15 protein-coding genes are annotated in these 13,805 nt (G+C 44.3%); 9 read left to right on the top strand and 6 right to left on the bottom strand.

Annotation, left to right across the window (positions count from 1 at the left end; all coding sequences use genetic code 11):
- Positions 1–32: 32 nt before the first annotated feature.
- On the top strand, positions 33–1,166 hold the full coding sequence (locus tag NSQ38_RS26650) for a nucleotidyltransferase family protein (protein ID WP_339790721.1): 1,134 nt from the start codon (positions 33–35) through the stop codon (positions 1,164–1,166).
- Entirely contained in the window at positions 1,166–2,983 is a 1,818-nt protein-coding gene (locus NSQ38_RS26645; protein ID WP_339790718.1) for an ABC transporter ATP-binding protein, read from the top strand. The genes NSQ38_RS26650 and NSQ38_RS26645 overlap by 1 nt, the downstream gene beginning before the upstream one ends.
- An 81-nt stretch (positions 2,984–3,064) precedes the next feature.
- Here NSQ38_RS26645 and cysC read toward each other — a convergent pair whose 3' ends face one another.
- A complete protein-coding gene (cysC, locus tag NSQ38_RS26640; RefSeq protein WP_338593081.1) occupies positions 3,065–3,703 on the bottom strand; it encodes an adenylyl-sulfate kinase in 639 nt (212 codons plus the stop codon).
- Positions 3,704–3,908: 205 nt separating this feature from the next.
- Here cysC and NSQ38_RS26635 point away from each other — a divergent pair, with 205 nt between their 5' ends.
- Both NSQ38_RS26635 and pdaA read left to right on the top strand, forming a co-directional pair.
- Positions 3,909–4,319 carry a hypothetical protein gene (locus tag NSQ38_RS26635; protein ID WP_338593084.1) on the top strand — a complete coding sequence of 137 codons (411 nt, stop codon included), beginning with the start codon at positions 3,909–3,911 and terminating at the stop codon, positions 4,317–4,319.
- A 97-nt stretch (positions 4,320–4,416) separates the two neighbouring features.
- Positions 4,417–5,196, top strand: a complete 780-nt coding sequence (gene pdaA, locus NSQ38_RS26630) for a delta-lactam-biosynthetic de-N-acetylase (RefSeq protein ID WP_339784903.1) — start codon at positions 4,417–4,419, stop codon at positions 5,194–5,196.
- Positions 5,197–5,391: 195 nt separating this feature from the next.
- Here pdaA and NSQ38_RS26625 read toward each other — a convergent pair whose 3' ends face one another.
- Positions 5,392–6,240 (bottom strand): DegV family protein, encoded by an 849-nt coding sequence (locus NSQ38_RS26625; protein WP_339784901.1) that lies wholly within the window; start codon positions 6,238–6,240, stop codon positions 5,392–5,394.
- A gap of 105 nt (positions 6,241–6,345) precedes the next feature.
- The gene (locus NSQ38_RS26620; protein ID WP_339784899.1) at positions 6,346–6,816 is read right to left on the bottom strand and encodes a hypothetical protein; all 471 of its coding nucleotides are present in this window, start codon (positions 6,814–6,816) and stop codon (positions 6,346–6,348) included.
- A 479-nt stretch (positions 6,817–7,295) separates the two neighbouring features.
- Here NSQ38_RS26620 and NSQ38_RS26615 point away from each other — a divergent pair, with 479 nt between their 5' ends.
- Positions 7,296–7,682: a DUF423 domain-containing protein gene (locus NSQ38_RS26615; RefSeq protein WP_017689551.1), complete on the top strand. Its 387-nt coding sequence runs from the start codon at positions 7,296–7,298 to the stop codon at positions 7,680–7,682.
- A gap of 124 nt (positions 7,683–7,806) precedes the next feature.
- On the opposite strand, the gene NSQ38_RS26610 is transcribed toward NSQ38_RS26615, so the two are convergent.
- Complete coding sequence (locus NSQ38_RS26610; RefSeq protein WP_339784898.1) at positions 7,807–8,385, bottom strand: hypothetical protein; 579 nt, start codon at positions 8,383–8,385, stop codon at positions 7,807–7,809.
- Between the two features lie 592 nt (positions 8,386–8,977).
- Here NSQ38_RS26610 and NSQ38_RS26605 point away from each other — a divergent pair.
- The 3 genes from NSQ38_RS26605 to NSQ38_RS26595 all read left to right on the top strand — a co-directional run bounded on the left by NSQ38_RS26605 (position 8,978) and on the right by NSQ38_RS26595 (position 10,507).
- A complete protein-coding gene (locus tag NSQ38_RS26605; RefSeq protein ID WP_339784896.1) occupies positions 8,978–9,238 on the top strand; it encodes a hypothetical protein in 261 nt (86 codons plus the stop codon).
- Positions 9,239–9,384: 146 nt separating this feature from the next.
- Positions 9,385–9,990, top strand: coding sequence for a hypothetical protein (locus NSQ38_RS26600; RefSeq protein WP_339784894.1), 606 nt, complete (start codon positions 9,385–9,387; stop codon positions 9,988–9,990).
- A 214-nt stretch (positions 9,991–10,204) separates the two neighbouring features.
- A complete protein-coding gene (locus NSQ38_RS26595; protein ID WP_017689545.1) occupies positions 10,205–10,507 on the top strand; it encodes a DUF1805 domain-containing protein in 303 nt (100 codons plus the stop codon).
- A 126-nt stretch (positions 10,508–10,633) separates the two neighbouring features.
- On the opposite strand, the gene mtnA is transcribed toward NSQ38_RS26595, so the two are convergent.
- Together mtnA and mtnK are read right to left on the bottom strand one after the other, a co-directional pair.
- A complete protein-coding gene (gene mtnA, locus NSQ38_RS26590; RefSeq protein ID WP_339784892.1) occupies positions 10,634–11,707 on the bottom strand; it encodes an S-methyl-5-thioribose-1-phosphate isomerase in 1,074 nt (357 codons plus the stop codon).
- Positions 11,708–11,730: 23 nt separating this feature from the next.
- Positions 11,731–12,948 carry an S-methyl-5-thioribose kinase gene (gene mtnK, locus NSQ38_RS26585; RefSeq protein WP_339790716.1) on the bottom strand — a complete coding sequence of 406 codons (1,218 nt, stop codon included), beginning with the start codon at positions 12,946–12,948 and terminating at the stop codon, positions 11,731–11,733.
- A gap of 296 nt (positions 12,949–13,244) precedes the next feature.
- Between mtnK and NSQ38_RS26580 the strand changes: the two genes are divergently transcribed.
- Positions 13,245–13,706, top strand: a complete 462-nt coding sequence (locus NSQ38_RS26580; protein WP_017689542.1) for a Dps family protein — start codon at positions 13,245–13,247, stop codon at positions 13,704–13,706.
- Positions 13,707–13,805: the final 99 nt, after the last annotated feature.

Genomic DNA, 13,805 nt, shown 5'->3' with positions numbered 1-13,805 from the left:
GGTTTCCGAAGGAGCTTAAGCTGATTTTGAGCATGATTAGAGGTGATCTGACGGCTCTATCCCCTGAAGAATTCAAGGCGGGTTTGCAAGGAACCGATTGGCAGCTCTTTCTGCGGCTTGTCTATCATCACCGCTTATACTCTGTCCTTTATTTGAAAATGAAAGAATTAAACTCTGCAATCATTCCTGTAGATGTTATGGAGAGTCTGAGACAACAATATACGGTCAATACGTTTCGCATGTTACATCTAACAGCTGAAATGGAGCAGGTGTGTGGAGCTTTCCGTGAACGCGGCATCCGCAATATTACACTAAAGGGGCCAGCGCTGGCTCATGACCTCTATGGGGACGTATCCATGCGAACCTCCAAAGATCTGGATATCCTGATTCCTTTGGCTGATGTAGAAGCAGCTGAGAACATTCTGGCTACCCTCGGATACGTATCCAAGGAAGGGGAGCGGGCACCTACAGTGCGCAGCTGGAAATGGCGGGAACATCATATCTGTTACACCCATCCGGTCAAACGGACTCAAGTGGAGATCCATTGGCGTCTGAATCCGGATTCGGGTAAAGAAACCGATTTTGAATTGCTGTGGAAACGCAGCCGGTTCAGTTCATACACACAGACACCTGTCCGTATGCTTGAACAAGAAGATCTATGGGCCTATCTCGTAACCCATGGAGCACGTCATGGCTGGTTCAGACTGCGCTGGTTACTGGATATCGACCAGATGATCCGCAGCATGCCACTTGATGTGAAGAAAGTAGAACGGCGGCTGAAAGCGGAGGGACGTTTATCAATCGGTTCACAGGCTCTTTATCTGGCCTCGGAGCTGCTGAATACGCCGCTGGATGTAGAGTACAGGTCCTTAATGTCCTTGAGTGACCGTACAGGCAAGCGATTAGCCAGCGAAGGCGCAAAGTTCATGAACGATATGCTGGAAAGTCCGGCTGATATGAAGTCTTATCAATCGTATTTGTTTAAACTTCGAAGTACAAAACAGAAATGGTTTTTCTTTATTGAACGTTTATATCCAAGTACATGGGATGTGGATCAATTGCCGCTTCCGCGTTCTTTGTTTTTTCTGTACTTTCCGTTACGTCCGTTTCTCTGGTTCTGGCGGCGAATTAAAAGGTATACGGTGACGGAAAGGGGTAAAGTATGATCTCGGAATTAAGGTATTTCATGCGAAAGTTGCATCATGTTACGGGGCCCATTTTATATTGGAATCTGCTAGGGATGATCTGTATCAGTCTCATGGAAGGGATCGGCATCTATATGCTTGTTCCGATGCTGAGTCTGATTGGCATATTTGAGATGGGCTCCACAGGCTTAAACATTCCCTGGCTTGGCGACGTGTTGAATCGTTTTTCTGAAAATAGCCAATTGTTACTCGTATTGTTCACCTTTGTGTTGATTGTCTCCGGACAGGCCTGGATGCAGCGTCTCCAGACGATCCGTAATACTCGAATCCAGCAGCAATTTGTACGAACGCTGCGCATGGAAACCTATGGTGCCATTATCATGGCGCAATGGTCATTTTTTCTCCAAAAACGAAAATCCGATTTTAACCATATATTAACGACTGAACTTGCACGTGTGAGCCAGGGAACAAGCATTATGCTGCAAATGGCAGCCTCTCTGATCTTTACGGGAATTCAGATTGGTCTCGCTTTCTGGTTATCCGCCAAGTTGACGGCACTTGTGCTGGTCTGTGGATTGTTATTATTTTTTGTATTACGAAAATTCGTCAAGCGGGCCAAGCAGATCGGGGACCAGACCTCTGAATTCTCGCAAAGTTATTATAACGGTATTACCGAGCATTTCAACGGCATTAAGGATATTAAGAGCAACATGCTAGAGCGGTCACATATGAACTGGTTTGAGCGTATGTGCAGACAGATTGAACGCAACGTCATTCAATTTAGTCAATTGAACAGTGGAACACAGCTGATTCACCGGATGTCCGCGGCAATCATTATTGCGGCATTCATCTATCTTTCTCTCCGTGTAATGACGGTGCCTCCAGCAAGTCTGCTGCTCATTATCCTTATCTTTTCCCGATTATGGCCAAGATTTACGGCGATTCAGTCCAATCTGGAGTACATCAGCTCCATGCTGCCTGCATTTCGGGTAGTCAGAGAACTGCAAGCGCAGACGGCGAAGAGTCGTGAGATTAGTGCAGAGATTGCTTCGGCGGAAGACTCTAGTCTTCATAGGATTGAACCAATGATCCTGAAGGAATCTATCACGTGTGAGGATGTCTGCTATCGCTATGAGGGAAGTGATACGTACTCATTGAGAAATGTGCAAGCTTCGATTCCAGCAAGGGGAATGACCGCAATTGTGGGGAAATCCGGAGCAGGAAAGAGCACGCTGATAGATCTGATTATGGGCCTCGTGAGGCCTGAAACTGGTCGTATTCTGATTGACGGTGTTCCTCTGTCAGAAGAACGATTATTGAGCTGGCGAAGTTCCATCGGATATGTCTCCCAAGACCCATTCCTATTTCATACAAGTATTCGTGAGAATCTGCGTCTGGTTGATCCAAATGCAAGTGAAGAGCAGATGTGGCAGGCTTTGCAATTTTCCTCTTCTGCGGCTTTTGTGAGGAAGCTGCCTCAGGGTCTGGATACGATTATTGGTGATCGGGGTATTCGGCTATCCGGGGGCGAACGTCAGCGATTGGTGCTTGCTCGGGCCATGCTGCGTAATCCTTCGGTCTTGGTACTTGATGAAGCAACAAGTGCGCTCGACAGTGAGAATGAACAGTACATTCATGAGGCGCTGGAACGGCTAAAAGGACATGTGACCATTATCGTGATTGCACACCGATTGTCCACGATTCGGACGGCAGATCGTGTCATTGTGCTTGATGAAGGTCGGGTGATTCAAGAAGGCGGGTACCAGCAGTTATCTACTGATCCGGTAGGGACGTTCAGCAAGCTTCTTAATATGCAAGCGGGTGTTGTGGGGCAGTAAAGTAGGTTATGACATAAAGTAAAGAGGCGCGCCACTATGGGCGCGCCTTTCATGTAAGTAGGTTAGTATAATGAGCAAGAATTAATGGACCAGTTCTGTATTGGAAGGGCGCGGAAGCTGGAGAGCTCCGATCTGTTCCAAATGTTGTACGATCTCTTGCACGGCTTTCTCAATGGAAGATTGCTCCGTATCAATGATGAATGAAGGAGATTTTGGTACATCATAGGGGGCGGAAATGCCTGTGAAATGCGGGATGTCACCGTTGCGAGCTTTTTTATACAGCCCCTTGGGATCACGCCGCTCACATTCTTGAATTGAACAGCGCACATAGATTTCAATGAAATCATCTGGTTCAAATAACTGTCTGACCATCTCCCGATCCTGTTCATGAGGAGAGATAAAAGCCGAAAGTACAAACAACCCGGCATCTACCATTAACTTTGATACTTCACCGATTCGCCGCAGATTTTCTTGACGATCCCCTGCTGTAAAACCGAGATCACGGTTCAGTCCATGACGTACATTATCCCCGTCAAGAACATAACAGCGTACGCCTTGGTCGTAGAGATATTGCTCCAGGGCAAATGCAAGGGATGACTTTCCTGCACCTGATAACCCGGTAAACCATATGGCACGACTCCGGTGCCCATTATGCTTCTCCCGGTCTTGTCTGTTGATGCTGGATGATTGCCAGGTTATATTGCGCTCTTCCTTCGACATGAGTATCCCGCCTTTTCCCTACCATGGTATGTATAATATTTTAACATATTTACAAGATTATAGCACCTTACAGATTTCTTCAAAATAAGCGTGAATCGACAAAATATCGGGTATAGATGTAGTACATACATAAGCAATATGCATATATCCAAGGAGTATTTGCATTGAATGATGCAAATGCCCACAACGCAGGAGGAACAATGTCATGAACGAAAACATACAAAACATACAAGTTGGATTCAAATGCCCGGATTGCCAGCAGGATGTCCGAGCGGAATTTATAGATGAACAGGTCCGCACGGTTCGTTGTAAAGGTTGTGACAGAGCGTATACACTTTTGAAGCCAACCATTGGTGATGAAATTCTACTGGATTGGGAGCAGGAGGCTTTGTATCACAAGCTGAGGGCAGAACGATCTGAACTGGATAATCACAATATGTCGGCCTTGATTATCAAAGTTATCGAGCTGCTTACATGGCGTGATCGAGGAGATGGACAGACCCGTGCCATACAGACCGTGAGGGAATGGCTTGCTTCCAGTGGGAAACCCCAGACCTTACTTGAATTGTTTTATCAATCTCCGCCACAACCTGAAAATAAACGTTTCGATCGCTAATGATTTACATACATTGGCCGTTCCTGTGGCATATTACCTGAAGGTATTCGTGTGTGCAAACGACTAACCGAATTTTTCAGGAACAGGAGCGGATAGAATGAAGCGAATGATTCTATATATACTGTTGGGACTGTTATCCATCAGTATGGTACCGGCACAGACTGAAGCATCACCGGTTACCGGAGCGTATCACTTTGGCTTCAAAAAAAGTCAAAATGGTCAACTGCCCTCCATTGATCAGGAAGGCTTTAAATCGATCTTACAACATAACGATGCCATTTTCCTGGGGGATACAAAACAGAAGGAATTGTATCTTACGTTTGATAACGGGTATGAGAACGGATTCACACCTGCCATACTGGATGTTTTGCGTACCAAGAAGGTGCCAGCTGCTTTCTTTGTGACAGGTCATTATCTGAAAGATCAGCCTGAGTTGGTCAAACGTATGGCGGCTGAAGGTCATATTGTCGGTAATCATTCATGGAGTCATCCGGATATGACCCGCATCTCCAATGAAAAACTTAGAGAGGAACTTGAGAAGGTTAAGTCGGAGGTTAATCGGCTGACGGGTCAACAAGCGACCTTTCTACGTCCACCACGAGGGATCTTTAACAATCGCACGCTTGCGGAGAGTCATGCTCAAGGGTATGTGAACGTGTTCTGGTCTGTTGCTTATAAAGATTGGGATACTAATGTGCAGCGTGGTGCACAATATGCTCATCAAGAGGTACTGAAGCAACTTCATCCGGGGGCTGTCATTTTGCTTCATTCGGTATCCAAAGACAACACGGAAGCACTGGCTTCCATTATTGATGAGGCACGTAAGCAAGGTTATGCATTTAAAAGTCTGGATGATTTACGGACCAAAACTTATTGATCCATTATCATAATGAGCAATGGACCAAATGCAGGTCATACAAAAGTTTAGCAAAATATTAAAGGGCATCCTGAGCGATTAAGCTCGGAATGCCCTTTTTGGTTGTATCGGTACGCCCGTCCAAGTATTGGATGTAACCACATACAGAGCCAGAAGAAAGGATTTGGATAATATGATCCGATATTACGTGTAATACTATAAAACAGTGTTATAGATGATTCCAATCGTTTTTGGGCCGCAGTGACTGCATATTACACATCCAGCAGTGGTTAGTTCCACTCGGGCACCCGTTTGTTCCTGCAAAGACTTCTGCAAGTCAAGCGCATCCTCTTCAGCCATGGTGTGCACAACAATCAGCAGGTCTGGATCGATCTGATCCTTCTGGCTGAGTGTATTATTCAGCATTTGTTCCAGAGCTTTCTCCCGTTTACCGCGCACTTTATAGGCAGGTGCCATCTTGCCATCCGTTACCCGGATGACAGGACGAATCTTCAACAGGCTTCCAATCAGGTTCTGCATGCCCGAACAGCGTCCGCCTTTATGCAGATACTCCAGTGTATCGATGACAAACTCCGTGCGTACATTTGATTTCATCGCCTCAATCAGGTGTGTAATCTGAGTCAGGTTTTGTCCTTTATCAGCAGCATGTACAGCTTTCATCACCATCAGCGCAATTCCTGATGAGAGATTCTGTGAGTCAATGACCGAGATTCGACCTTCCGGGAACTCGGAACTCGCTAGTCGTGCATTTTGATAGGTAGAGGAAAGTTCAGAAGATAAGCTGATATATAGAATCTCATCCCCTTGATCTATGTAAGGTTGAAATGCCGTTATGAAATCAGCGGGGGAAGGTGCAGCTGTTTTGGGAAGACGCCCATCTTGGCTGACACGTTCATATAGCTGTTCAGGCTTAATCTCAGCACCGTCTTTCAGTGATTCTTCACCGAACACGACATATAAGGGGATGATACCGATATCGTGCTGCTGGATCCATTCTGGAGCCAGATCACTTGTGCTATCCGCAAAAATTTTGATTCGTGACATGTCAATCTCCTTTGAAAACAATGATTTTGGCAAAAAATATAGATTATACTTATGTGTAAACCCATTCATTTTAATTATAAGGAAACATGACGTTGATGCAAAGCGTTACATCAGCGTTATGCCTACCAAAATAAGTCCAACGAATAACAGAATCATGATTCCATTTAATATGGTTCCGATAATGGCAAAAACTTTCTTTCGATTCTTGAGGACAAGACCAATAATTCCGACGATGCCTCCGGCCAGATTGAGTATCAGGCAGACCAGAATGGCTAATGAAGCCAGAACCACTGCTGGATGCAAGGCTATCTCTTCTGTCTGCAACGGGGTTAGAACTCCGATGGACTCGTTTACAGCCATGGTGGCAATAAAGAATATCAGAATATAACCCAAGATTGCAACCAATCCAATGACAAAGCTGGCGATTCCAGGTCCGGAATGTTTCAGAGGTACCATTGGTTGTCTCTCATGATCTGGCGGGTATGCTTCATACCCATTGTTATTGTATGGATCTGCATGGCCAGGGTTCTGATCCGTGTTGTTATAACCTGAATTATAAGAATCGCGATTATCCATAATGTTGACTTGCCTCCCTTAATCATCGTACTGAGTGTTATTAACCTAATCGATGAGTAATGATTCTCCTTTTAGAGGTTGTTCAAAAAGTCCGCTTTTGATTACGAAAGATGCCTAACGGCATCATCATCATCGAATATGGGATTCACCCGAAATGTCCGTTGCTCACGTAGTTTTCCCTACGCTCCGCTACTCCATTTCTAGCTTCATCCCATCTTCTCGGTACTGAAAACCAATCTTTTTGAACTTGCACTTAAAATACAACGATGACATACCTGTTTACTTTTCCATAAATATCGATAAAAATCAAGGATTTACGCCAGTTTTCTATGATATATTACGATATATAGGGTAGGGATAGGATTAGTAAGTATAAACAGACATATGATCTATGAAGCTCCACCCCGACTGGTAAAGAAGGAGTGGATTCGCTACAATAATAGGAGTGAAGAGTAGTTGAATTAAGGGAGAGAACTTACATGCAACGAAGATGGATGATGCTTGGAGCTGTAATGACCATGCTATCGGTGGCGATCGGCGCGTTTGGTGCTCACATGCTCAAGGATACGATTGGGCCGGCGGCCATTGCTACATATGAGACGGGTGTGCAATATCACATGATTCATGCATTGGCTTTGCTCATTATTGGTTTGACGGCTGGTCAACTTGGAGCATCGACGAAACTGAAGTGGGCAGCGCGTCTGTTGTTTATCGGAATTATCGTGTTCTCGGGCAGCCTGTATGTGCTTAGTATTTCTGGCATCAAGATTCTGGGTGCCATCACACCGATTGGTGGGGTAGCCTTCATTGCCGGATGGTTGTTATTGGCATTAGATGTATGGCAACGAGGTAAGGATCGCTCCTGATCGGTCCAAACCAATCTTGGAGGGTTCAATCCTGCATGAACTATAGAACTAAAAAAGCAACTTGCGTTAGAATGTCCCGTCATTCTAACGCAAGTTGCTTTTTGTTTTAATCCGATGAAGTTAGTTACAGAAACTCATCGATTTCATTGGTTCGGAACGTATACACCTGTTTTTCATCGACATGGTAGATGCTCACAATACTGGTATCTCGATCAAAATTCAGAATACGGCAAGGAATGCTCTGATGTTTACCGTTTTTGTTATTGACAACAATACGGGTGAGTTTATTCTCTTTAATGAGCGTGTCAATCCACGCGTCAAACGAGTTTCCATCGGAAACATTGGATGTTTGGGTGGCAGGCTTTTTCTCGCTAACCGGTTTTTCTTGCTGATTCTGTGTTTTGACTGGAGCAGGTGAGGCAGGTGTCTGAGGTGCAGTGGACGCCTTCTGTGCTGCGTTGGCTTGTGATTTTTTGCGTTCGTTGTGAAGTGTAACGAAAGAGTCCTTCTTGGACTGGAGTGTCGCTTCAATAATTTTGCCTAGCTCTATGCCGGATTGAATCCGAAAGTCCGCAATTTGTTCTTCATTGTTTATGAACTCCAACAGGGACTGCAGTGCCAATGCATTTGAGCGGCTCTTAATAAGTATATCGACATTAAATAAAAAGCCGATGTCCTCTTGATTGGATAAGGTTTCTTTCATTCATCCCAGCCCCGTTAAAAAGTATGTCAGCTCAAAAAAACGCTTCAATTCACTATATCATTAAAAAGGAAATTATCATAGTGCTAGAGGCGCAGAAATATGCCGAAACAATTGGGTGAATATCACAAATAAACCTTATTATTCACGTCTTTTCGAAGATGTCCACAAGACAATCCAGATGAGGAAAACAACATTCGTGAACTGTGGAAGAGGAGGTTGAACGAGAAATTTGTTGAAAGATGCAGTCCATTATTGTTGGAGAGCACGTATTGGCATGTGCGGAGCAACTTATCGTACCTCATTTTGGAGTAGAGTGGCAAAGTGCTGGTACATGTAAATAATGAACCCGTATGAGACAATATTCATTAGTTTTCAAAAGTGTTTAAAGGGAGTTGAGAACGCAAAAAGAAATCAATTGTGACTGTATCTTATGACGAACCCCGTAAAGGCTGTGCTTTTGCTTAGCATCCCTTTAATATGTTGATCTCCAATAGGCTCATGCCCACTCTAATTGTTTGTACTCTGACGTTTAACAACCGTCTTCTCGTTATTATGTTACAATATGCTCATCACACATTAAGGAATGAAGACCATGCATCAAGAGGACAGTGTATTTGAACAGATTATGAAGCAGAAAAGATTGAAGCCTATCAAGCCTGCAACTGCAAAAGTGCAAGTAAAACCAATACATAAAAAGAAACTAGCTCAGGAGCAATTAAGTGAATTGGATGTCCAGTTCAAAAAGTCGGTAGCTGAATCAATAGATCGAAGTGTACTTCATAGACGTGTACTGGGAATTAGAAGAGAGTTAACGGAGATAAGGAAATTAAAGAATGATGAGCATATGTTTTAAGGTAGGCCGAATTTGATTCACCTTGGGTGAGGGGTGCTTTTATTAGTGTTTATTCCCTGCGTTCTAATACCTTCTATCGAATCCCATAGACCCGCTCCTTTTGGCATGGTATAATAATTCCATAATTTAGGAGAAGAGGTCTACATATGAAGAAGTTGGTTTTATCGTTTTTAGTTTTATTATTGTTTGTCGTTTCAACTACATATGAACCAGCAACAGCAGCTACTAAGTATGATTTTAAGAACGTAAATTGGGGTATGACAGTTAATCAGGTTAAAAAGAAAGAAAAATCTAAATTGCTAGATCAATCAAAAATAAAGGATATTTCGTTATTGGAGTACAAAACAACGGGATTCAGAGTCAACGCAAAACTAGTATACATATTCTACAAAAACAAATTAGTACGTGCAGTATACGAGATTTATCCTAATGATTTTAAGAAAACGACTATGGACAGAGTTTATAAATACTTCAGTATAAAACGTGACCTCTTTGACGAATATGATGCTTCAATTAACTTCCAAGATGGTTTAACTCCAAATGGAAAGCGAGTTCATTATGACGATGACATAGAAAAAAATCTACTCTCGGGTGCGGTTGCTTTGGAATGTAATTGGGTAATTGACAAGAAAAAAACCAGTATTAGTTTGATGTTGGCTAGGGTTACTGATGCTGTAAGGCTTAGAGTGATATACACTGATTATAGTTTGAAGTATGACCTTGATGAACTTATAGACGCTCAAAAATATTAACGATTATTATGAGAGCTGCCTCATTTCTGAGGTGGCTTTTTATATTTCATTGAAAGCTCAGTTCTACTATCTAAGTCTGCGAAAAGACTTACCAACAATATATTTGAACTGTAAGTACCTACATTTTCTCAAACACGGCAGGTGTCCACACGACAATACAGAATGAGGCATACAATTATCGTGACCTGTGGAAGAGGAGGTGGATCGGGAAATTATGGTGACGATGGAGCCCATTGTAGTTGGAGAGCATGTATTGGTAGGGGTAGAAGTCAAGCTGCCCAAAACAACGTTGTTGACCATTAACACATCCAAAGGATATATCATGTGCGGAGCACTCGACGTGGGGTTACTTAATGAGAAGCTCGGGGATCGTAAGATTATTGCGGCTCGGGCGGTTGGTGTGCGTACACTGGAGCAATTGTTGCATGCACCTATGGAGTCGGTAACAACAGAAGCCGAGGCGATGGGCATTACGGTTGGCATGACGGGTGTAGAGGCTTTGTTGAAAATGATCTAAGCACTAACAAAAGGGCTCCCCATATGGGAAGCCCTTCTTTAGCGTCTTAGCGTTCTAATACAGAGCCGGGCACATCAGTAGCCACTAGCTCTATACACGAACTTTTTCTTGAATACTCTTATTAAATTAAGCTTCTTCCTTCGCGAACAAGGCAGCCAGGTTTTCTTGGAAAGGTGCGCGAACAACACCTTTTTCCGTGATGATAGCTGTTACATATTCGTTAGGCGTTACGTCAAATGCTGGATTGTATACTTTAACACCTTGAGGTGCTGTGCGTTTGCCAAATCCTTCGGTCACTTCCTCCGCAGCTCGTTCCTCAATCGGAATAAGATCTCCGGATGGAGTAGACAAGTCGATAGTCGACAATGGGCTCGCTACATAGAACGGAATATTGTGTGCTTTGGCAAGCACGGCTACGCTGTAAGTCCCGATTTTGTTAGCTACATCACCATTCGCAGCAACACGATCCGTTCCGACGATAACGGCTTGAATCCAGCCTTTGGACATCACCATGCCTGCCATGTTATCACAGAGCAGCGTAACGTCAATGCCGGCTTGCTGTAGCTCAAAAGCAGTCAGGCGTGCACCCTGAAGTACAGGACGAGTTTCGTCTGCAAATACTTTCAGGTGAATGCCACGTTCCTGTGCGAGATACATTGGAGCAGTTGCCGTACCGTATTTTGCCGTAGCCAGTCCGCCTGCGTTGCAGTGAGTGAGTACACCCATACCATCTTCGAATAAAGGCAGTGCATTCTCGCCGATCATGCGGCATACTTCTTCGTCTTCCTTCTGAATCAACAGAGCTTCTACTTCAAGAGCATCATTGCCCTCATCCAGGCTCAGGCCGGATTCAACGACCTCATTTGCTTTTTGCATCATGCGATCCAGTGCCCAGAACAGGTTCACCGCTGTTGGACGGGAAGTAGCCAGATGAGTACATATGGATTTTACGTGGTCTAACCAACCTTGAACGGTTGTTCCGTCATATGATTTGGCACCCAATACAACACCAAATGCAGCAGCAATACCAATCGCCGGAGCACCGCGTACTTTCATGGAGTGAATGGATTCCCATACTTCCTCGGGTGTGTACAATTTCAGCATGAGGATGGTCTCGGGCAGCAGACGCTGGTCAAGCATTTCAAGCTTGTCCTTTTTCCAGATTAGAGAGGACAGAGGCTGATATTCAGGGGTTGTCATGGGTGGTTCCTCCGTTCCTTATGTTAAGCCTTAGTAGTAGTAACAGCTGTGGATACAATATCCAGTACTTCGCCGATGGTATTCAAGCGACGATTGTTCTTGATCAATGCTTTACCAATGGACAACGCTTTACGCTGAGCATGTTCACGTTCAGTCGCATTTGGAATAGTATCTATATCCGCCACGTGAGCGAGTCCCACGATACGACGAACCATTTTGGCACCTGCGAAGCCAATGGAATCTCTGAACAATTGTTGCACATACAGATCCTGATACCCTGGCGTTTTTGCCATCGGATCAACGAGGTCATTAACCCAGAGGGCACGGAAACGAGATTCGAATTCAGTCCATACATCACGAACCATATTCAGCAAAAGCGTCTCACGCTCACGCAAAGCAGTCTCATCCTGAATCCATCCTGGCAGGGATGCGTAATTCAAGAGCAGGTTCGCAAGGACTGCACCAACATCGAATCCCATGGGGCCGTAATATGCAAATTCGGGATCGATGACCTTGGTTGATTCAGGTGTAACAAAAATGCTGCCTGTATGCAGATCTCCATGAAGCAGTGCCTGTCCATGTGTCAGGAATTTTTCCCGTAGCAAGGCCACTTCAAGGTGAAGCTCTTCATCCGTGCGAAGGGCTTCAGCCTCGTCTTCAATGGAAGCATCATAATTATTTTTCTCGGCGATCCGGTAGGGTTCATCAAAGATCAGATCCTCCGTTATTTTGCATTGATCCGGATTAATGAATCTGCCCTGTTGTTCCTTCTTCAATTGCTGATCCATGCCCAAGTCGGATGTGAAGAACAGCGTTCTTGCCATGAATTCCCCGATATGCTGTGCAAAAAGAGGATAGGAAACACCTTCGATTAGGCCTTTGCGCATGATCACATGATCACTCAGATCTTCCATTACCGTTAACGCAAGGTCATCATCGTAATGATACACTTCGGGTACCATCCCTGGACACAGACGATACTCTTCCTGAAGAATCTCACGTTCAATGCGGGCACGTACCAGAGAGAGCGGCCATGATTCTCCAACCACTTTCGCATAAGGAAGCGCCTGTTTGATAATGATACTTTTATCGGAGTTCTGATCCGTGATGTGGAAAACCAAATTCAGATTGCCGTCGCCGATCTCGTGACAATCCAGATTTGCATCTGCCGCAAATGGACCCGGTAATGTTCTGGCTAGTTCAATTGCATCCTGGGGGGTAAACGGGCGATATTGGGACAAAGGTGCCACCTCCATATATATGAAGAAACAGGAAAACCCACTTCTTTGCTTGGTATATGTCAGTATATCGGAAATAACGCGTTTTTTGAACTTTTTTTTGAGACAAGCCAAGTCGATCCTGATTCGAACTTCCTGTTCCAGGGTAAAAACAAATAGGCCGGACGGTTGAGAGAAACACCGTTAGCAAGCCTCTCCGCTACATGCGGTGACACATTATTAACTCTCTGTTATGCATTGCGGGACAACCTGCTTATCATGGCATGACAGACTAATTTTAAATAAAGGATGGGATTAATATGGCTACAAAAAACAAAACAGATCAAGCAAAATCGGTGGAACAAGTACTTAATCGTCAGGTAGCTAACCTGAACGTATTGTATGTCAAAATTCATAACTATCACTGGTACGTTAAAGGACCTAACTTCTTCACGTTGCATGTGAAATTCGAAGAGTTCTACAACGAAGTTACAGTGCAAATGGATGAAATCGCAGAGCGTATCCTCACGCTGAAAGGTAGCCCAGCAGCTACAATGAAAGAGTATCTGGAGCTTTCCTCTATCCAGGAAGCAGCAGGTGGCGAAGACGCGAAAACAATGGTGCAAAACCTGATCGAGGACTTCGCTACACTTTCGAATGAATATCAGGAAGGTATCGAAGTTGCAGATGCAGCTGAAGATCAACCAACATCCGATATGCTGACAGGCTTCAAGGCTGACCTTGAGAAACACATGTGGATGCTTCGCTCTTTCCTGGGTTAATACAGCCCAAATTTAATCTAAAACTAGCATGTTTCTTACGTAAGCCTTCTGCTCCCCGATTTGTTGTCAGAAATGCCCTGAGCGTCTATACTGCTGACA

It is taken from the genome of Paenibacillus sp. FSL R7-0313, assembly GCF_037969885.1.
In the GTDB taxonomy this organism is placed as follows: Bacteria; Bacillota; Bacilli; order Paenibacillales; family Paenibacillaceae; genus Paenibacillus.
Note: the sequence above shows the minus strand (reverse complement) of the source record. Positions and strands in the feature narration are given on the sequence as shown.

Coding starts and splice junctions, on each gene's coding strand:
- NSQ38_RS26620 (WP_339784899.1), bottom strand. CDS start 6,816: ATGGATAATCGCGATTCTTATAATTCAGGTTATAACAACACGGATCAG.
- NSQ38_RS26595 (WP_017689545.1), top strand. CDS start 10,205: ATGGTGACGATGGAGCCCATTGTAGTTGGAGAGCATGTATTGGTAGGG.
- pdaA (WP_339784903.1), top strand. CDS start 4,417: ATGAAGCGAATGATTCTATATATACTGTTGGGACTGTTATCCATCAGT.
- NSQ38_RS26650 (WP_339790721.1), top strand. CDS start 33: ATGATTAGAGGTGATCTGACGGCTCTATCCCCTGAAGAATTCAAGGCG.
- NSQ38_RS26610 (WP_339784898.1), bottom strand. CDS start 8,385: ATGAAAGAAACCTTATCCAATCAAGAGGACATCGGCTTTTTATTTAAT.
- NSQ38_RS26580 (WP_017689542.1), top strand. CDS start 13,245: ATGGCTACAAAAAACAAAACAGATCAAGCAAAATCGGTGGAACAAGTA.
- cysC (WP_338593081.1), bottom strand. CDS start 3,703: ATGTCGAAGGAAGAGCGCAATATAACCTGGCAATCATCCAGCATCAAC.
- NSQ38_RS26625 (WP_339784901.1), bottom strand. CDS start 6,240: ATGTCACGAATCAAAATTTTTGCGGATAGCACAAGTGATCTGGCTCCA.
- NSQ38_RS26600 (WP_339784894.1), top strand. CDS start 9,385: ATGAAGAAGTTGGTTTTATCGTTTTTAGTTTTATTATTGTTTGTCGTT.
- NSQ38_RS26615 (WP_017689551.1), top strand. CDS start 7,296: ATGCAACGAAGATGGATGATGCTTGGAGCTGTAATGACCATGCTATCG.
- NSQ38_RS26635 (WP_338593084.1), top strand. CDS start 3,909: ATGAACGAAAACATACAAAACATACAAGTTGGATTCAAATGCCCGGAT.
- mtnA (WP_339784892.1), bottom strand. CDS start 11,707: ATGACAACCCCTGAATATCAGCCTCTGTCCTCTCTAATCTGGAAAAAG.
- NSQ38_RS26605 (WP_339784896.1), top strand. CDS start 8,978: ATGCATCAAGAGGACAGTGTATTTGAACAGATTATGAAGCAGAAAAGA.